This is a genomic window from Lacihabitans sp. CCS-44, from assembly GCF_024343735.1.
Lineage (GTDB): Bacteria > Bacteroidota > Bacteroidia > Cytophagales > Spirosomataceae > Leadbetterella.
In genome coordinates this window covers 182,683-201,211 of record NZ_RJUE01000001.1, presented here as the reverse complement: position 1 = coordinate 201,211, position 18,529 = coordinate 182,683, and the positions used below count along the sequence as shown (strand labels likewise).

Sequence of the window (18,529 nt, the reverse complement as noted above, 5' to 3'; positions counted from 1 at the left end):
AATCTTCGGCCATTCGCCTTTTTGGGGTGTCAAGAAATATGTTATTGTACTTTAAAATCCAATACTGGTATTGTCAGCTCGTGGGTCAGAGGCACCTTCTAGTGTTCCATCTGGGTAAACCAAAATACAATCCATTCTGCCCAATGTTCCCTTTTGTTGATCCATCACATAACCCTTGTTTCTTAAAGTCTCCAAAGTTTTGTCACTAAATGAATTGGCTTCAAAAACAGTACGATCAGGAAGCCATTGGTGATGAAATTTTAAGGCATTTACGGCCTGCTGCATGGTCATTTTATGTTCAATTACATTCAGAATAGTCTGATAAACAGAAGTAATAATGGTGCTTCCGCCTGGCGTACCCACTACCATCAGCAGTTTCCCGTCTTTTTCTACAATAGTTGGTGTCATAGAGCTGAGCATTCTTTTTTCAGGTTGGATTTCATTGGCTTTTGAACCCAGCAATCCAAACATGTTCGGAACTCCAGTTTTTATACTGAAATCATCCATTTCATTGTTCATTAAAAAACCTCCACCTGAAACTATAACTTTGCTTCCATAGGCTCCATTTAAGGTGGTAGTGATAGAGACTGCATTTCCATCGGCATCCACCACAGAGTAATGAGTAGTTTCTAAAGACTCGTAACCAGGAAGTGTACCTCCTTTAATATCTTTGCTGTCGGTTGCTTTCGTGCTATCAAAATCGGCCCATCTTGTTTTTAAATATTCCTGGCTAATAAGTTTATCGATAGGTACATCTATAAAATCAGTGTCTCCCATCCACTTGGCTCTGTCGGCATAAACTCGTCTTTCAGCCTCAATCATTACTTGGGTGGTGTTGCTGGAGTTCCAACCCCATTTCTGAAGTGGATATTGCTCCACCAGTCTCAATAATTGAAGTAATGCCACTCCGCCACTAGAAGAAGGCGGCATAGTAATGATTTTGTACTTTTTATAAGCTGCAACAATTGGCTTTCTCCATGCTGAGTGATATTTTTTAAGGTCATCGTGGCTAATGATTCCACCGCCTTTGGTCATTTCATCCACTAGAAGATTGGCTGTTTTGCCTTCATAAAAACCTGCACGTTTTTGTGTTTGAATCAATTTTAACGTTTCTGCAAGGTCTTTTTGGATAAGAATATCACCTTTTGCCCACTTAGAGCCATCTAGCTTAACAAAATAGCTTAGATTTTCGCCGTTAACTTTCTTGAAAACCGCCATATTGTTATTTAATCCCAAAGCTTCTCTTTCGGTTAATATCACACCATTTTCTGCAAGTCTTATGGCAGGTTCTAGGAGCTTTTCCCAAGAAAGTTTCCCGAATTTTTGGTGCATTTCTACCATCCCATCCACAGATCCAGGTACTCCGCTGGCCAAATGACCCTGCAAACTCAGACCTTGAATAACATTCCCATCTTTATCCAAATACATATCTCTATGTGCTTTCAAAGGTGCTTTTTCTCTGAAATCTATAGTATGAGCTTGTCCATTTTTAGTTCGAATAACTGCAAATCCACCACCGCCCAAGTTTCCTGCAAAGGGGAAAACCACCGCAAGTGCAAAATGCGTAGCTACAGCCGCATCTATGGCATTTCCACCCATTTTGAGTATTTCTATTCCTGCATTGGAGGCTTCAGCATGTGCTGCTGCCACCATTCCATTTTTGGCAAATACGCCTTTTTTTTCAGAAAAAAATGGCTTGGTGCTGGGGTCTTCTACAAACAACGAAAACAAGTCCTTATCGTTTTCTTTGGATGTTGATTTGGGATTAGTTTTGCATCCAAAAACAAATAAGATTAAAAGCAAAAATAAGTAGAAGAGGTTTTTCATTGGTTAGTTTTAGTTGATAAGTTTATAATAGGGTTTCCATCAATCATGGATATTTACCGTTAAGTTAAGTGTTTTGCATCATTTATAAAATTACTTAATTCAAATTCCTTTTTTTTTGCAATTTTTACTTTAATAATAATAAAATCTCAAGGATGTTGTTTTTCAAACTCACGTTCGAAAGTTTAAGGTTTGCATGGCAAGCTCTTCGGTCTAATTTGCTTCGGACAGTTCTGTCGCTTTCAGGTGTTACGATAGGTATCTTCTCTATAATTGGCGTTTATACAATGGTAGACTCCTTGGAAGCCAATATCAAAACCAGCTTGAGTTCGATTGGAGATAAAACCATTTATGTTGATAAATTCCCTTGGCAGTTTGGCGATGGTGAGTATCCTTGGTGGAAGTATTTCAATAGACCCCGACCGAAATATTCGGAGTATAAATATCTCAAAGAAAATCTAGAAAATGCAGCCGCCGTAACCATTATGGATTGGTCTGCCACCCAAGTGAAATACCAAAGCAATAGTTATAATGCTCTTGTTCAGGGCATTACGTATGATTTTAATTTAATTTCTGATGTTCCAGTGATAGATGGCAGATATTTTTCGCCCACTGAAATCGAATCTGGCCGAAACGTGGTAATTATAGGTGCAGAAATAGCTGAAACTTTGTTTGGTGAGGAGAATCCCATAGGTAAACAAATGAAAATCAAGGGAGAGAATTTTATGGTGATTGGCATGCAAGAGAAAAAAGGTAAGCAACTAGTAGATGTGGGAGGAAATCCAGATCAGAAAGTGTATGTGCCGTTTGTCAAACACAAGCGGATGTTTAGCTCGGGGAATCTTTATGGGATGATACAAGTTCAGGCTTTTGAAACTGACCTGAAAATGGAGAAATTAGAAAGTGAGATAAAAGGTAAGATGCGTACAATCAGAGGATTGAGGCCATTGGAAGAAGATAATTTTGCTTTAAATAGACCTGATGCTGCTGCGAATTTCCTAACCACTATTTTTGGCTCACTCAGAGCTGGGGGCTTTGTCATTGGTCTGTTTTCTCTTTTAATAGGTGGCTTTGGTATAGCCAACATTATGTTTGTTTCTGTAAAAGAACGCACCAATATTATTGGAATTCAGAAATCATTGGGTGCCAAAAACTACTTTATATTGTTTCAATTCCTTTTTGAAGCCATATTCCTTTGTTTGATTGGAGGTTTATTTGGCTTGATTTTGGTCTACTTAGCGAGTTTTATAGATCTTGGTAGTTTGGATATTGTGCTTTCTTCTGGAAACATAATTTTTGGAATTACTATCTCTAGTATCATTGGTATTGTGGCAGGACTGATTCCGGCTTCGCAAGCATCTAAATTAGATCCTGTTATTGCCATCAGAGCTAAATAGGTTTTTTACAGAAATAGAAATTGTATAAAAACTGTCGTTAATCATCTCATATTTGGGTTTTCGTCATTATTTCTGAATTACTGCTTATATACATTTGTAGTATAAATAATGTTCAGAATATGAAAACCATTTTAGTGCCTACCGATTTTCATTTAGCTGCAGAAAATGCTATGTCGGCGGCCGTGAAATTAGCCAAAAACATGGATGCAAGGATAAACTTGATGACCATGTTTAAATTTCCAAAATTTAAGTATCAGTTGGTAGAGTCTATTGTTCACACAGAAGATGAATACTATGATATGTTGAAAAACGATGCTGCAAGAGAAATCGTAAGATGGAAAGATTGGTATCCTGGTGTTGAGATAATAGGAAGTATTAAGGAAGATTTTGACCAATTAATTCCTGCAATTTTGAGCGAGGAGGCCGATTTGATAGTTATGGGTTCTGAAGGGGCAAATGGTTGGAAAGACTATTTTCAAGGAACAAACTCACAAAATGTTGTAAGAAAAGCGGATTGCCCAGTGCTAGTCATGAAGGAGAATACAGCTTTTGAAAAAATAGAAAATGTACTATTTGTTACCGATTTTGAAAAGACAGGCTTCATAGAGAAAGCGATGGATTTGTTTAACCTAAAAGAAACCAAAAACAAGTTTGTATTTATTGATACGGGTGAAAGCACGGATGACAGAAGTGATATTTATGACACAGCCCGCGATGTAGAAAAACTTTATGACATTCAGAATTTTGATTTTGAGATATATAGACACGATTCTGTTGCCAAAGGAACAGTAGAATATGCCGAATCCCATGATATTGACCTCATCATCATGTTTACGCACGGAAGAAAAGGCTTTGAGCGTTTTCTATTTGGAAGTATCGCTGAAGAGGTGGTTAATATTTCGGATATACCTGTTTTAAGTATTGTTGAAAATTAATTGGAGTTCAATAAAACAAAAAGGGCAAGATTTATATCTTGCCCTTTTTGTTATAGTAATTAAATCTTTGATAGATTACATTCTTTCAGGTACATCAATCCCAAGCAAACTCATAGCATGTTTGATGGTTTCGGCAACTTTCTTGATTAATCCTAAGCGTAAGTATTTGATGTTTTCATTTTCTTCATTCATCACCGAATGTTGCGTATAAAAACCATTGAATGTCTTGGCCAATTCATAGGTATAATTGGCAATTAAAGCAGGAGAATATTCCGCAGCGGCATTTTTGATAACTGAACCATAATCCTTTACAAGAAACACTAATTCGAGTTCTTCTCTGTTCAAGATATGTGTTCCTTCAAGTTTAAATATCTGCTTATCATCCACATTTGCCTTTCTTAGAATTGACTTTATACGAGCATGTGTATATTGAATAAAAGGGCCAGTATTTCCTTGAAAATCAATAGATTCCTCAGGGTTAAATAGCATTCTTTTCTTGGGTTCTACTTTCAATAAATAGTATTTTAAAGCCCCCAAAGCCAGCATTCTAAACAAGGATGCACTTTCTTCAGATTCCAAATCTTCAATTTTACCCTTTTCTGCACTCATTATTTTGGCAGTGGCAATCATCTCGTCTACCAATTCATCTGCATCCACAACAGTACCTTCTCTCGATTTCATTTTGCCCGAAGGCAAATCCACCATGCCATACGACAAATGATAACATCCATCGGCATAGCTTCTTCCCAGTTTTTTCATGATTGCAAAAAGTACCTTGAAATGGTAATCTTGCTCATTTCCCACCACCCAAATCGATTTTTCAGATTTGAAATCATCAAATTTAAGGTCAGTGGTTCCTAAGTCTTGGGTGATATATACAGAGGTTCCGTCTCCTCGCAGTACCAACTTGTTGTCCAGGCCTTCGTCTGTTAGGTCAATCCAAACACTGTTATCTTCTTTTTTGTAGAAAATTTCATGTTTCAATCCATCTTCTACCAGGTCTTTTCCGAGAAGGTATGTGTTTGATTCATAGTAGGTTTTGTCAAAATCTACGCCTATTTTTTTGTATGTTTTTTCGAAACCCTCATATACCCAAGCGTTCAGTTTTTTCCAAAGTTCAATAACCTCAGCATCGTTTTGTTCCCATTTCAAGAGCATTTCTTGTGCTTCTATCATGATTGGGGCAGACTTCTTGGCTTCATCTTCTGTAGCTCCGCTAGCCGTGAGTTCTTGAATCTGGTTTTTATATGCTTTGTCAAATTCGACATAATATTTCCCAACCAAATGATCTCCTTTGATTCCTGATGATTCTGGTGTTTCACCATTACCAAAATGCTTGTAGGCTACCATAGATTTACAAATATGTATTCCTCTGTCGTTTACCAAACATGCTTTTGTAACATCATACCCAGCAGCATCAAGAATATTGGCTACAGAATAACCCAAGAAATTATTTCTTAAATGACCCAAATGCAAGGGTTTGTTGGTGTTGGGGGACGAATATTCTACCATTACCGAGGCGGAATTGCGATTTATTTCCGATCCAACAGATATTTGTAAAATGTCATTTAAAACATTTATCCAAACGCTTGGTTTGAGTTTTAAATTTAGAAAGCCCTGAACAACGTTGAAAGATTCAAAAATGTCGTTGTGAGCTAACAATGCCGTTCCGATGGCGTTGCCAATTTCGGGAGGTGATTTTTTTAAACTTTTCACCAAACCAAAAAAAACATAAGTATAATCGCCCTCAAATTCTTTGCGAGTGGGTTGTAAAACTACTTTGTCGGAGGTTCCATAAAGGGACTCAATGGTAGCTTCGATTTTGTTAGTTAATATATCAATAATGTCCATATAAGCTGTCAATTTGGCTGCAAAATTACACTTTTTTGCCTTAGATTGACCAATTTCAGCGATTAATTCCTTAGTTTTACACAAAAGAAAATCACTATTTATGTTACAATCAATGACGGGTTTCGGTTCTGCCTCTATCGAAACTGATAAGATGGCCGTTTCCGTAGAAATTAAAACACTCAACTCAAAGTTCTCTGATATTTATTGTAGGCTTCCAAGAAGTTTCTCTAATCGCGAAATCGAAGTTAGGAATTTGCTTTCAAAAGAATTGGAAAGAGGAAAAATAGAGATGATGCTGAACGTAACTCCCAAAGACGAAGAATCGGCAGGAACAACTGTAAACCGCCCATTGGTAAAAGCCTATTTTAAAGATTTAATTCAGACAGCAAAGGAATTGGGCTTTGAGCCTTCCCAAACGGAAGTACTTAGAATGGCCACCATGATGCCTAATGCATACAATACCAATGCTTTAAATACTGAGGAAGTAGAAGATGAGTGGAAGTTAATCATGAAATTGATTGGGCAAGCGATAACGAACTGTAAGGAATTTAGACAGCAAGAAGGCCAAATAACTAAGCTGAAATTTGTTGAATATATTGACATCATAGACGGTCTTTTGCAATTGGTCATCGAACAAGATCCGAAAAGGATTCCAGCCATAAGAGAACGATTGGAGAAATCTGTGGCTGATTTTGTAAATAGTGAGAATTTTGACAAGAACAGGTTTGAACAAGAGTTAATCTATTATGTTGAAAAATATGATATCTCTGAGGAAAAAGTACGATTGACTAATCATTTGGATTATTTCAAAAAAGAGTTGGAAATAGCTTCTAATGGTAAAAAACTCAATTTTATTGCTCAGGAAATTGGTCGGGAAATTAATACCATAGGCTCAAAGGCCAATGACGCTGTCATTCAGCGTTTGGTAGTGCAAATGAAAGACGAGCTCGAAAAAATCAAAGAGCAAACCATGAATATTTTGTAAAAATGGAAGAATGGATCACTTGGGTTCCCGGATTGCTGCTCGGTGTGGCACTGAGTGCTGGTAGTGGTTTCAGGGTTTTTATTCCACTTTTGGTGTCCAATTTGGCGGCTAGGTTTGGTTTAGTAAGTGTTTCTGATGATTTTGGATGGATGGTGAGTAATACCGCCACTTTTGTTTTGATAGTTGCCTCAGCGGTCGAAATCGCCTCTTATTATATTGCTTTCATAGACAATCTGTTGGATTCTATTGCACTACCCGCATCTGTGGTTGCTGGAACGCTCCTTACTACGCAGTTCCTAAAAATAGACGATCCAACGCTGCAATGGGGACTCGGAATATTGGCCGGTGGGGGAGTAGCCGGAACAGTTCAGGCTGGCACTTCCTTAATACGGCTGGGTTCTACAAAATTTACCGGTGGAATTGGAAATAGTTTTTTCAGTACATTCGAAAACATACTGGCTGTGGGCATTTCGCTTGTATCTCTTTGGATTCCACTTGTAATGGGTATTTTGGCTATTCTGCTCGTATTTTGGATGTTAAAGAAACTATTTTTCAAACACAAAAAAACTATTCCCCAATAATAGATGAGTGCTTGGCTTCTGTAATCACAAAGTGTGACTGAGCACTTCCGATATTAGATATTGCCGCTAACTTGTTTAGAATAAAGTCTTTGTACTCTTCCATGTCTGATACAATTACCTTTAGAAGGAAGTCAGAACCTCCCGAAACACAATAACACTCTACAACTTCGGGTACGGTTTGCACATCTTTCTCAAATTGAGTGAGAAACTGCTGGGCGTGTTCTTTGAGCGATACATTACAGAAAACGATTAGATTTTTATTTAGTTTTTTGCGATTAAGCTCAATGGTGTATTTTTCTATAAACCCATCCCTTCGTAGCCTTTTTATCCTTTCGTGAATGGGAGTGGTGGTGAGATTGAGTTCAACGGCAATCTGCCTGTTGGTCATCATGCCGTCTTTTTTGAGAAGTTTTAAAATCTTCAAATCCACCGGATCTATATCAATCATAGAATTTTATTCTTTAAAAATTCAAATTTAAGATATTCATTTAATGAATGGTCGATTCTGGTGGTTTTATTTTCTTAGTGAGAGTTTATTTTATTTCAAACATCTGTATCGTGTAATCCAGCAATTCTTGACCACCTGGTTTCCCATGGCCGGGAACTATAAATTGTGCAGTTGGGAACGCTTTTTTTACATTTCGGATGGTATTTGACCACTCTTTTTCGTTTGCATCACCAAGAAATCCTTTTCCAGCATTTACTTCTTTAACCATACACCCACCAAACATTGCTTTTTCGGAAGGAATATAACTGATGATGTTGTCTTTGGTATGTGCCTCGCCCAAATATTGATTCACAATTTCCTTTTTTCCTATTCGTAAAGTCAGTTTTTCTTTGAAACCTATTTGTGGTATGGTCACGCTGTCTTTTTTCGCTAATTCTATCGTTTTTTCAGAGGCATAGCTTTTGATTCCTTTTTTGTGAAAAGCCTCTAGTCCGCCAAGGCAGTCATTGTGAAAATGATTCACTACTACACCCTTTATTTTAATTTTCTGTTCTTCCAAAGTTTTTATTAGTACCTCGGAGGTTTCGTTGTCAGCCGGTGTATCAAACACAAAGGCTTGGTTTTTATGAATGTAAACCATTCCATTGCAACCCACTTTTCCCCATGTTTGGGTCTGCAGAAACGAAATGTGCACAAAGGTGTTTTTCTTAATCTTATAAAATGCCAACTGCTTTTCGTTTATGCTTACAAGCGATTTACTTGGATTGCAGGCAAAAAAGATAGGAAGTAATAGGAAATAGATAAAATTCTTCATTTATTTTGAAAGCTCCTTGGCCCGTTTTTCGGCATTTAGTATTCCTTGCTCCAGCCCAATGCCGATATTGGCCTCGGCAAAAGTGCTGAGTGCGGCCTCGGTAGTTCCGCCTTTGGACGCTACCGCCTTTATGAGGTCATCTAGACTGAGTTCGGCGTTGTTTATAAGATGGTAGGCTCCAAGCATGGTTTGTTTTACTAGAAGTCTGGAAAGACCTTCATCGAATCCCATAGTTTTACCTGCCTCTACCATGTGTTTCACAACATAATAAAAATACGCAGGCCCACTGCCACTCAGTGCGGTTACGGCATCTATCATGTTTTCATCTTCAATGTACACCGAACGTCCAGTGGCATTTATAAGGTTTTCAATTTTGAGCAATTTGGAAAACCCTATGCCTTCGGAAGCACAAAAGCCCGTAATTCCTTGCCCAAGCATGGCTGGTGTATTGGGCATAGCTCTTACCACCAATTTGTGACTTAGTTCGGATTGTATTCTGGCCATTGTTATGCCCGCCATTATTGACAAAACTACTTGCTCAGGATTTAAGAAACTTTTGAGCTCATTGGCTACCGCACTAAAATCTTGAGGTTTTACGGATAATATGACCAAGTCATAGGTCGAAAGTGTATCATTAATGGTATCAACTACCACACCTTCTTTTGATTTTTTTAGGATTTCGGACCTTTCTGGGCTTTTTTCAATGAGCAAAAGGTTTTCTTTTTTTACCAAATCATATTGAATGAAAGACCTTGCGAAGGCCATTCCCATATTTCCGCATCCTACTATCGCTATTTTCATAATGTTTATTGTAAAATATCAAAAAAAATAGCCTCAAATTTTCATCTGGGCTATTTGTGTAAATTAGTTTTAATTATTTCTCAACCCATTCAACCATCTCATTGAATACTGCCTCTGTACTTCCTAAATATCCCGAGCCTTTGTGTTTTACTTTTCCATCTTTATCTATACAGAATTTGGCTGGAATACCCTCTACTCCATAAGTTAGAGCTGTTTGATTGCCAATATCAAGTACTGGGTTCATAAACGAAAATCCACGGTTGGTTATGAATTTACCTACGTGGTCTTTCCATTGGCCTTCACCCACTCTCTCAAATGTATTGACAAACAAGAAGACCACATTTGGATCATCTTTGTATTTTTCTGTAGCTTTTTTCATGCCGGGAAACGCCATAATGCACGGCCCACACCAAGTAGCCCAAAAGTCTATGATAACGGTTTTTCCCTTAAAGTCAGATAGTTTTACTTTTTTGCCTTCTAAAGTGGTGAGTTCAAAGTCGGGTGCCACAGAGCCAACTGTGCCAACCGAAGCCTGGTTTATTGTCTGAATAAACATTTTGGCGAAGAAATGATTCTTGCCTGCTTTTTCTAATTTTTCTTTGAGTTCAAACTGGTATTCTCCTCCAAAATCTGGTTTCAGGAAGTTATTTGCAGCTATTATAGCTGCAAGTGATGTTCCCATTGATTTTATTTTAGGCATGACTAAGTTTTTCTGACCATCTAGCATGGCCAAATATTCATTTCTTAAAACACCTTTGTCTTTCTCATTTTTTGCCGCTTGGAATTTAGCATCCAAAGTACTCACATTTTTAGAGAAAGCCTGCATGTCCATCATAACTTCATTAAACATTCTCATGTTTTCGGAGCCATCTACCTTGGCAGTTGCCGCTTTGTCAGGCGTAGCAGAACCGTCAGCTACAATGGTCAACTCTTCGCCACCGTCTAGTATTAATCCTATAACTTGTTCATTAGCAATGTTCAGTTGATAAATGCCAGGTTCTTCTATTTTGGTGCTAAAATTAAATGCCTTGGCTGTTATTTTGGCACTATCTATTTTAGAACCAATGTTTCGTTCGTTCATTCGTTCTAAATAAACCATTCCCGACACATCGTTTGTAATAGTACCTTTTATTTTTAATGAAAGACCAGAAGTTTCTTTTGTTTGTGAATTGCAGGACATAATTATGCCCACAAAAAATAGGAACAATAAATTCTTTTTCATTTTACGATTTAGTTTTTTCATCTGTATGTAACACAAATGAAAATTGTATAAATATTTTTTATTTCAATTTTTCAGCCAAAAGTGTGTTCAAAATCTTTGGGTCGGCCGCACCTTTGGATTTTTTCATTACTTCTCCTACAAAAAATCCCATTAAGCCTTTTTTACCTTTCTTGTATTCTTCTGCTTTCTGAGCATTTTGAGACAAAACTTCCTCAATCCAAATAGCCATAGAGTCAGAATCTTGACTTTGTATCAGACTCTTAGACTTTGCCAATGCTAAAATATCACTTTCTGGCTCGTTGATTAACAGATTCATTAACATTTGTGCCGCAGAATTGCTGATATTACCTTCATCAATGTTTTTAATTAGCTCAGCTAACTTTGCTGGTTTTACAGCAAACTGACTGATGTCGAGGTTGTTTTCGTTTAAATATCCTTTAATATTCGAGAGTATCCAGTTTGAAACACTTTTATAGTTTTTTGTAAAGCTACAAGTTTCTATAAAATAGTCACTTAGTGATTTTTCCTCGGTCAAAAGATATGCGTGTTCTTCTAAAATACCCATTTCTTTGCTGAAAGTTTCGAACAAATCATAAGGTAGTTTTGGCATGTTCGACTTCGCAGTCTGTAACTCTTCATCACTGATGCTTATTGGTGCGAGGTCAGGCTCAGGGAAGTAACGATAATCGTTCATGGTTTCTTTTACTCTCATGCCAAAAGTTTTTCCTTGTTCTGGGTCAAAACTCCTAGTTTCTTGTATTATAGTCCCTCCAGCGTCTAAAATGGCGGCTTGGCGTTCTATCTCATATTCAGCGGCTTTTTGCAAAAAACGAATAGAGTTCATGTTTTTGATTTCTACTTTGGTACCCAGTTTTTCGCTTCCTTTTGGTTTTAAAGACACATTTAAATCTGCCCTTAATGAGCCTTCTTCCATGTTTCCATCACCGATTCCAAGGAAACGGACCATTTTTCTAATTTCAGCCAAGTAACTGGCCGCTTCTAAAGGCGAGGTCATGCAAGGCTCAGAAACGATTTCGAGTAGGGGAGTGCCCGCTCGGTTATAATCTAAACATGTATTGTTTGGTTCTATATCATGTATTGATTTTCCAGCGTCTTCTTCCATATGTATGTGGTGGATTTTTACGGTATGGTTGCTAAAATCTTTTCCTTTTTTTATTTTGAACTTTACCTCACCACCCCAACAGATAGGTGACTTATCTTGCGAAATTTGGTATCCTTTTGGAAGGTCAGGATAGAAATAGTTTTTTCTGTCGAAAAAATTGGATTGATTTATTTTGCAATCGAAGGCTAAACCTAGTTTTATAGCATATTCAACGGCTTTTTCGTTGAGTTTTGGCAATACTCCTGGATGTGCTAAAGTAATAACGCTTATGTGAGTATTGGGTTCTCCACCAAATTTGTTTGAATCTGACGCAAAAATTTTACTTTTGGTGTCAAGTTGGCAATGAACTTCTAAGCCAATTACAATATCGTATTCCATACCTTAAATTTTCACAAAAATAATGCAAAAATTGATGATTTTGGCCTTGGAATCCTAATAAATCAAAAAAACGGACACTTTATATGAATATTGAGTGCCCGTTTGTAAAATCTAAAGTTTTTAATTTACAGTTTGATATTTATTTTGGCATAATAAAACGCACCGTTGCTGCCCATTTGTACAGGATCCCAAGCCCCGCCAGATTCAGTGTAGTAACCCGATGACATATCAGGATATACGTTGAATAGGTTATTAGACCCGATAGCTAAACCTAGTTTTTGAGAAATTTTATAATTAACAGACAAATCTGTAGTAGTTTTTGGTCTATATATATCATTTTCTGCCACGTCATAATTCCAGTCGGCCAACTCTACTTTGCCAAATCTCACAAATCTTATCATTGTACTGAATTTCTTGATCTGGTAGTCAAAAGTTAGATTTATTTTTGAAGGTGGAGCAGACGCTTTTAAGAAATATTGTTCCCTTAGGTCAAAATAAGTATCTTCTTTCCCAGCTAGTTGGCTGTTGGTATTTATTTTATCAATTGTTAATTTGTTGAAATTCATCGCCAAACTAGTGGTTAATTGTCCTTCGCCAATTTTGTCTCTGTTACTCAAAATGATGTCGAGGCCCGTTGTAGTGGTGTTAACTGCATTGGTAAAAAACTGAGCTTTGGCTACATTTACATTTTTAAGTAATTGGCCTATTTGTTCGTCCTCGTCAGTAAATTGTCCAGTTAGTACTATCCTGTCTTTGATTTGCACCCAATAACCATCCACTGTTAGAGAAAACGTATTGTTTGGTCTAACGGTAAAGCCAAGGCTGGCATTTTTTGAAAGTTCTTGCTTGAGAGCCGGAATACCCAAGGCTTTTGTTACTTCAGAATTGTTTCTTGCAATTAGAACTTCCACTGGGTTTCCATTGATGAAGTTCGTAACTGTGGAGTTAAAATTGATTTGAGGTAAAGAAGGAGCTCTAAAGCCGGTACTAGCTGTTGCTCTAAAAGTCAAAGTTTCGTTTACTTTTAACCTTGTTGAAATCTTTCCATTCAATGTATTGCCAAAGTCTGTGTAATTTTCAAATCTTAAAGCTGCACCTACCATAAATTTCTTGGTAAAATCTGCTTCTGTGTCAAAGTAAAGTCCAAAGTTTGATCTTGAAGCTTCTATTTCGTCACTCGGCTGGAAACCTGGAAAGCCTTGTGAGCCGCCTGGTACGCCCGCAATATAGCTTTTGTACGATTTTTCTTCCCCTGCAAAAATCGCATAGTTTTCCATTCTGTATTCAGCTCCATAGGCTATGTTCAGGCCAGCCATTTTATCTTTCAAAAATTTAGAAAATCCAAGGTTGATGGTGTTTTGATTTAAACTGAAACCTCCCGCTTCAAATTCCGTTGGAGAAGTGGCTCCAAGAGATGAGTTTAGCGTATTTTCTAAAGAATAATCAAACCTATTTGAACCAAATGTATTGCTCAAATCTATATCCCAGCCTTTTAGTTTAGACTTAATTCCTGCTGCTATAGAGTTGTCTTTGATATCTGCTTTTATCAATGGGTCGAATCCATCAGGATAAATTGAAGGAATGTTACGGTCATCATCCGCAAATCTTGTCCAAGCATAAGATTCTCCTTTTCTGATGTTCGTACCGCCAAATACATAGATTGCAGTATTCGTATTTATGGGAAAACTGGAGTTCAAATAAATAGCTGTATTTTGAGCTCTTGGATCGCCAAATTCTCTTCTAGCCAATTCATCAGCTGCTGCATTTGCTCGGTTGGTGTGGTCTCTAAAATTGAAATCACCCGTCAAATTTACAAAACCACCATTTCCTACTTTCAAGCCATAGTTGGCGTTTACATTATAATTTAGTCCATCAAATTTTTTGTCATCAAATCGGTAGCCAGCTTTATATATTCCCGTGTTGGCATTGATTTCTAAAGTTTCTGTAGTTTTTTTCAAAACAATATTAATCACGCCAGCTATGGCGTCTGATCCGTATTGTGCTGCTGCTCCATCTCTAAGGATTTCTATTCTTTCTATAGCTGCAGCTGGTATCGTGTTTAAGTCCGTACCCGAATTTCCACGGCCTCTCGTGCCATAAATGTTTACGAGTGAACTTTGATGTCTTCTTTTGCCATTTATCAGTACCAATGTTTGGTCTGGACCTAAGCCCCTGAGAGAAGCCGGATCTACGTGGTCTGTGCCATCAGAGCCAGATTGTCTGTTGGAGTTGAAAGAAGGTGCAGCAAACTGAAGTAGTTGGTTTAAGTCCAGTTGGCCAGTTTTAGATGTAATATCTTTTATATCAATCACATCTATCGGTGCTGGCGTGTCTGTGGCGGACCTATTTAAACTCCTAGAGCCTACTATTACTATTTGATCCAATAAGTTACCTTCTTCTAAAACAATGTTTGTGGCCAATTCAGATCCTTTGAGTTCTTTGGATTTATAGCCAATATAGCTTATTTGAAATAATGAGGATGAATTAGTTACTTTTATTTCAAATTTACCAGTGGCATCAGTAGTAGTGCCATTGTTGGTGCCTTTTTCAATAATAGTAGCACCTACCAGGGATTCGCCGTTTTGATCAGTTACTTTGCCAATTTTATTTTGGCCATATACCTGTATGGTCGAGATAAGCATAAACAAGAACAGTGTAATTTTTTTCATAGATTAATGTTAAGTTTTCATCAAATTTAATATTTTCTATAATATACAAAAAAAAAGAGGGGTAAAACTTTCGTTTTACCCCTCTCAAATATTTCTAAAATGATATTAAAACTCCCAAAGGTTATTTTCCCACTCTAGCAACTCATACTCAAGCTGCTGTGATTTTTGAAGTCCTTCTTTTGGAGATTTGTAAATTTGATCTAAGTATTTGTTCAAAGCATTAGACTTTTTAATTATTCTACCATTAAACAATCTCAATTCAAACGCATCTGCCAAGTTTTTGTGTTGAGCTGTATTGGCTGCATTGTACCAGATACAGTTTGGATTAAGTCTGAAATACGACTCCAGCTCTTTGTACTTAAAAGAAGCCAATTCTTTCTCTAGTCCATCACTTGATAAGTCAGAAGGTATTTTTATGGTAACTGTTTGAATATCAAAATACTGACGAGAACGTTGTTTGTCAAATATCCAATCTTCTTTAATTTCTATGATATACAAGTCCTTCGCAAATAACTCATAGCCTTCAGCATTTGCCGAAGCTGTAGTTGTAGTCGCCGCTGGTTTATCTCCAGAGTTTTGAGAAGTAGTTTCTGTGGCTGCACCACCGCCACCCCAGCCGTCATCCTCAGATGCTGCACCTTCTGTTCCAAATCCCGCTTCAATTTCTTCTTTCGACAATCCACCACCTTCAAACTTCTTCGTCAGTCTTTTAGTGAATTCTTCTAAAGTGATTTTTGTAGATACTGAATCATTGTCATAAGGCTCCAAAACACCTGCTTTTACACCATCAATAAGGTGCTTGGTTATTTCGCTACCATTGGCAAATAATGGCTGATTGGCTTTTTCGTTCAAATCTAACCTTCTCCAGAGTGTTAGTTTGTACATCACGTTTGACTCGTGAACCGGACGCAATGACAGTGGATTGATTCCATTGTCAGACTTCTCCTGAGCAACAACCGCACTAGTAGCAGCTAAGGCTAGAAGGCAGGTTAAAACTGTGATTTTTTTCATTTTATAAATTATTTAAAATTTTATCTTAACGGTATCGTAAAGCTCATTTCGCCTACCGATACGTCTTCTATTTCTCCTTTAAAATTCTTTCTTTGTACTTTGTTGATAGTGATAAGTAGTCTATCTCCGGCTTCAGCTTGCTGAGCAAGGCTGCCGATGTTTACACTTCCTGATACATTCTCCATTTTTCCTTTAGGTCTTGTACCCGAGGCTAGGTAAACGTTAAAACTCGATACTCTGAACGTCGCATCCTCCGGATTTGTTGTTCTAAAGTCTTCATCTGCAAGAGCGTTAACACTAATCACTCTAACTGAAGTGGCAGGAAGACCTCTTTTTGAAGTTTCGTCAGAAACTCTTGATCCATTAGCCATAGCTACAATAGACGGTTTTGGGACTTTTCTAACTGGAAAGGGAAATGTACCTAAAACGATTCCATCATTGTTTACTTGTAATGACACCTTAGCAGAGTTAGGTACTACAGTAACTTTTCCTCCACCTCCAGGTATAAATTCGGCACCAGTTCCAGAGAATGATGGTTTAAATAGATCTCTTAAACCTGGAGAAGATGTTTGAAGTCTGTTGGCACATTTGAAATACAAAGGTGGCATAGACTGAGACATAATTTCTACAGAAGGTTTTAATACCGTGTATTCCTCTTCTTGAGTTACAGTTTCTCTTGTTCCGTCAGGTTTTGGATATGAAACAGTTGCTGTATAGCTTCTTTTCATTTGTCCGTTGGCATCAAAAGTACCTCCTGAAGTCCTAACTTCGTAAGTTCCTTTTCCTTCTTTTACTGGCAAACCTGATCCGTTGATACTAATCGAAGGCGTTATGGCACTTGAATAAGCTCCAATAGCAATTTCTGCTTTATAAGTTTGGCCCGCAACTACCGTTCTTGAATCTGGAATAACCACAGCGAATATTTTATCAAACTTAATTTCTTTTGCACCCACTTGTGAAGCTAAATAATCTAAAATTTCTGATTCGTATCTTCTAATATCCGATTGCTTTTGACTTAAACTCGCCAAAGCTGCTGGAACTGGAGTTTGAGCAAACATCAACTCAGCAAAGTCTTTACTTTTTGTAATAGCATCTGTACTTTGCATTGCTGGGTCATTTTTTGCATCTAATGCTAACGATCCTAGTTTAATGTTTGGAGCATATTTTTGTATTTCAGCCACAAAAGTCTCAAGCTTTGCTTTTAACTCATATCCTTTTTTGTTTTTTACAAAAATGTTGGCTACTTTTTCTTCTTCTGCCAAGTTCTTAATTCCACCCGTTTCTGCGTCAACACCACCTCCAGCGTCTTGAACAATGATGGATTTTAATCCTTCAATGTAAGTGATGAGCTCAGCTGTTTTTTTTCTAACAACAGTTCCATTGTTGTAAAGCTGTCTATACTCTGGCTTTCCACCGGCTTTCTCCACCGCATCATTCATTGCTGCCAGAGTGCGGTTATTTGAATCATCCGCAGCTTTGTTGGCTTGCTGAAGTGAGTTGTTGAGAAGGACAAATTTTTGTAATATCGCATTACTGACTTGAAGGGCTAGCATCGCAGTCAGAACGAGATACATCATATTGATCATCTTCTGACGTGGACTTTCTTTACCACCTGCCATAATATTTATTTTAGAATTTTAATATCTTGATTTTAGGGAATAGCTCTACTATTATTGTTTCATTGCCGACAACATACTACCATAAACATTGTTCAATGAGGCCAAGTTGTTGGTAAGTTTGTTCAATTCAGACTTAAACTGTTGCGTATCCTTAGATGCCTCTTGCATGTCTGACATAGCCGTTGAAAGGTTTCCATAAAACGAGTTCATTGACTTCAAATGTCTGTTGGTATCTTGAAGTTCGATTTCATATACCGCATTTAATGCTCCAAGATTTTGAGCAATTTTCTGAAACTGTGTCTTGTATTCTTGAGCATCTCTGCTGGCATCTCCCATGCTAGCTATAGAATTAACAGTTTGTCCTAAAGAAGTACTCAAATCACCGATTTTAGATGAAGCGTCTTTTACTTTAGAAGAAAACTCGTTTGTAGCTACTGTCGCAGAAGCTATTTCGCTCATGTTTGATACTGAACTAGAAAGGTTTTGAAAACTGCTTTTCAGGCCGTCAAAAATATCAGGTGTAATTTTAGCGTTGGCAAGCATGTCGTCCATTTTGGCAGTTAGGCCCAGACCAGCAGGTGCTGCTGATGACGATCGTGTAGGGAGTTCTCCTTTAAAATCAGTAGAAAGCTCAGGATATACTTTTTCCCATTGATATTCTGCTGTTGGTCTTAAAAAAGACTGTAGTGCATAAATAACAAATATTACCACCTCAGTTCCTAAACCAATTGGCAACATCCATCCAGCCCAATCGTAGTGCATGATTTTACCCATTGCTCCTAAAATTACAACTGCTGCACCAATACTATAAAAGAAAGGAATATACTTGTCCCAAAATGCACTCGGACCACTACTTGCTGCCATGATTTAT

General features: G+C 37.5%; 15 protein-coding genes. 4 read left to right on the top strand and 11 right to left on the bottom strand.

All coding sequences use genetic code 11. From position 1 onward, the window contains the following. Nucleotides 1-51: 51 nt before the first annotated feature. Nucleotides 52-1,827 carry a gamma-glutamyltransferase gene (gene ggt / locus EGI26_RS00865; protein WP_255075712.1) on the bottom strand — a complete coding sequence of 592 codons (1,776 nt, stop codon included), beginning with the start codon at nucleotides 1,825-1,827 and terminating at the stop codon, nucleotides 52-54. A 152-nt stretch (nucleotides 1,828-1,979) separates the two neighbouring features. Here ggt and EGI26_RS00860 point away from each other — a divergent pair, with 152 nt between their 5' ends. Continuing rightward, a complete protein-coding gene (locus EGI26_RS00860) occupies nucleotides 1,980-3,221 on the top strand; it encodes an ABC transporter permease (protein ID WP_255075710.1) in 1,242 nt (413 codons plus the stop codon). 119 nt (nucleotides 3,222-3,340) lie between these two features. Then, nucleotides 3,341-4,156 carry a universal stress protein gene (locus EGI26_RS00855; RefSeq protein WP_255075709.1) on the top strand — a complete coding sequence of 272 codons (816 nt, stop codon included), beginning with the start codon at nucleotides 3,341-3,343 and terminating at the stop codon, nucleotides 4,154-4,156. A 75-nt stretch (nucleotides 4,157-4,231) separates the two neighbouring features. Here EGI26_RS00855 and argS read toward each other — a convergent pair whose 3' ends face one another. Further along, entirely contained in the window at nucleotides 4,232-6,007 is a 1,776-nt protein-coding gene (argS, locus tag EGI26_RS00850) for an arginine--tRNA ligase (RefSeq protein WP_255075707.1), read from the bottom strand. Nucleotides 6,008-6,107: 100 nt separating this feature from the next. On the opposite strand from argS, the gene EGI26_RS00845 reads away from it, so the two are divergent. Then, complete coding sequence (locus EGI26_RS00845) at nucleotides 6,108-6,992, top strand: YicC/YloC family endoribonuclease (RefSeq protein ID WP_255075705.1); 885 nt, start codon at nucleotides 6,108-6,110, stop codon at nucleotides 6,990-6,992. 2 nt (nucleotides 6,993-6,994) lie between these two features. Continuing rightward, a complete protein-coding gene (locus EGI26_RS00840) occupies nucleotides 6,995-7,573 on the top strand; it encodes a DUF4126 domain-containing protein (RefSeq protein WP_255075703.1) in 579 nt (192 codons plus the stop codon). On the opposite strand, the gene EGI26_RS00835 is transcribed toward EGI26_RS00840, so the two are convergent. The 9 genes from EGI26_RS00835 to gldL form a co-directional block, all read right to left on the bottom strand. Further along, entirely contained in the window at nucleotides 7,560-8,021 is a 462-nt protein-coding gene (locus EGI26_RS00835; RefSeq protein ID WP_255036829.1) for an Lrp/AsnC family transcriptional regulator, read from the bottom strand. The two genes, EGI26_RS00840 and EGI26_RS00835, sit on opposite strands and share 14 nt — an antisense overlap. Before the next feature lie 85 nt (nucleotides 8,022-8,106). After that, nucleotides 8,107-8,835, bottom strand: coding sequence for a subclass B1 metallo-beta-lactamase (bla, locus tag EGI26_RS00830; protein ID WP_255075702.1), 729 nt, complete (start codon nucleotides 8,833-8,835; stop codon nucleotides 8,107-8,109). Continuing rightward, nucleotides 8,836-9,636 (bottom strand): pyrroline-5-carboxylate reductase, encoded by an 801-nt coding sequence (gene proC / locus EGI26_RS00825; RefSeq protein WP_255075700.1) that lies wholly within the window; start codon nucleotides 9,634-9,636, stop codon nucleotides 8,836-8,838. Between the two features lie 73 nt (nucleotides 9,637-9,709). Then, on the bottom strand, nucleotides 9,710-10,858 hold the full coding sequence (locus tag EGI26_RS21120; protein WP_303626705.1) for a TlpA disulfide reductase family protein: 1,149 nt from the start codon (nucleotides 10,856-10,858) through the stop codon (nucleotides 9,710-9,712). A gap of 58 nt (nucleotides 10,859-10,916) precedes the next feature. Next, the gene (gatB, locus tag EGI26_RS00810; protein ID WP_255075699.1) at nucleotides 10,917-12,359 is read right to left on the bottom strand and encodes an Asp-tRNA(Asn)/Glu-tRNA(Gln) amidotransferase subunit GatB; all 1,443 of its coding nucleotides are present in this window, start codon (nucleotides 12,357-12,359) and stop codon (nucleotides 10,917-10,919) included. A gap of 125 nt (nucleotides 12,360-12,484) precedes the next feature. After that, a complete protein-coding gene (locus EGI26_RS00805; RefSeq protein WP_255075696.1) occupies nucleotides 12,485-15,028 on the bottom strand; it encodes a TonB-dependent receptor in 2,544 nt (847 codons plus the stop codon). A 105-nt stretch (nucleotides 15,029-15,133) separates the two neighbouring features. Beyond that, complete coding sequence (gene gldN, locus EGI26_RS00800) at nucleotides 15,134-16,039, bottom strand: gliding motility protein GldN (protein ID WP_255075695.1); 906 nt, start codon at nucleotides 16,037-16,039, stop codon at nucleotides 15,134-15,136. Between the two features lie 20 nt (nucleotides 16,040-16,059). Continuing rightward, the gene (gene gldM / locus EGI26_RS00795) at nucleotides 16,060-17,658 is read right to left on the bottom strand and encodes a gliding motility protein GldM (RefSeq protein ID WP_255075694.1); all 1,599 of its coding nucleotides are present in this window, start codon (nucleotides 17,656-17,658) and stop codon (nucleotides 16,060-16,062) included. A 51-nt stretch (nucleotides 17,659-17,709) separates the two neighbouring features. Then, entirely contained in the window at nucleotides 17,710-18,522 is an 813-nt protein-coding gene (gldL, locus tag EGI26_RS00790; protein ID WP_255075693.1) for a gliding motility protein GldL, read from the bottom strand. Nucleotides 18,523-18,529 lie beyond the last annotated feature (7 nt).

Coding starts and splice junctions, on each gene's coding strand:
- ggt (WP_255075712.1), bottom strand. CDS start 1,827: ATGAAAAACCTCTTCTACTTATTTTTGCTTTTAATCTTATTTGTTTTT.
- EGI26_RS00860 (WP_255075710.1), top strand. CDS start 1,980: ATGTTGTTTTTCAAACTCACGTTCGAAAGTTTAAGGTTTGCATGGCAA.
- EGI26_RS00855 (WP_255075709.1), top strand. CDS start 3,341: ATGAAAACCATTTTAGTGCCTACCGATTTTCATTTAGCTGCAGAAAAT.
- argS (WP_255075707.1), bottom strand. CDS start 6,007: ATGGACATTATTGATATATTAACTAACAAAATCGAAGCTACCATTGAG.
- EGI26_RS00845 (WP_255075705.1), top strand. CDS start 6,108: ATGTTACAATCAATGACGGGTTTCGGTTCTGCCTCTATCGAAACTGAT.
- EGI26_RS00840 (WP_255075703.1), top strand. CDS start 6,995: ATGGAAGAATGGATCACTTGGGTTCCCGGATTGCTGCTCGGTGTGGCA.
- EGI26_RS00835 (WP_255036829.1), bottom strand. CDS start 8,021: ATGATTGATATAGATCCGGTGGATTTGAAGATTTTAAAACTTCTCAAA.
- bla (WP_255075702.1), bottom strand. CDS start 8,835: ATGAAGAATTTTATCTATTTCCTATTACTTCCTATCTTTTTTGCCTGC.
- proC (WP_255075700.1), bottom strand. CDS start 9,636: ATGAAAATAGCGATAGTAGGATGCGGAAATATGGGAATGGCCTTCGCA.
- EGI26_RS21120 (WP_303626705.1), bottom strand. CDS start 10,858: ATGAAAAAGAATTTATTGTTCCTATTTTTTGTGGGCATAATTATGTCC.
- gatB (WP_255075699.1), bottom strand. CDS start 12,359: ATGGAATACGATATTGTAATTGGCTTAGAAGTTCATTGCCAACTTGAC.
- EGI26_RS00805 (WP_255075696.1), bottom strand. CDS start 15,028: ATGAAAAAAATTACACTGTTCTTGTTTATGCTTATCTCGACCATACAG.
- gldN (WP_255075695.1), bottom strand. CDS start 16,039: ATGAAAAAAATCACAGTTTTAACCTGCCTTCTAGCCTTAGCTGCTACT.
- gldM (WP_255075694.1), bottom strand. CDS start 17,658: ATGGCAGGTGGTAAAGAAAGTCCACGTCAGAAGATGATCAATATGATG.
- gldL (WP_255075693.1), bottom strand. CDS start 18,522: ATGGCAGCAAGTAGTGGTCCGAGTGCATTTTGGGACAAGTATATTCCT.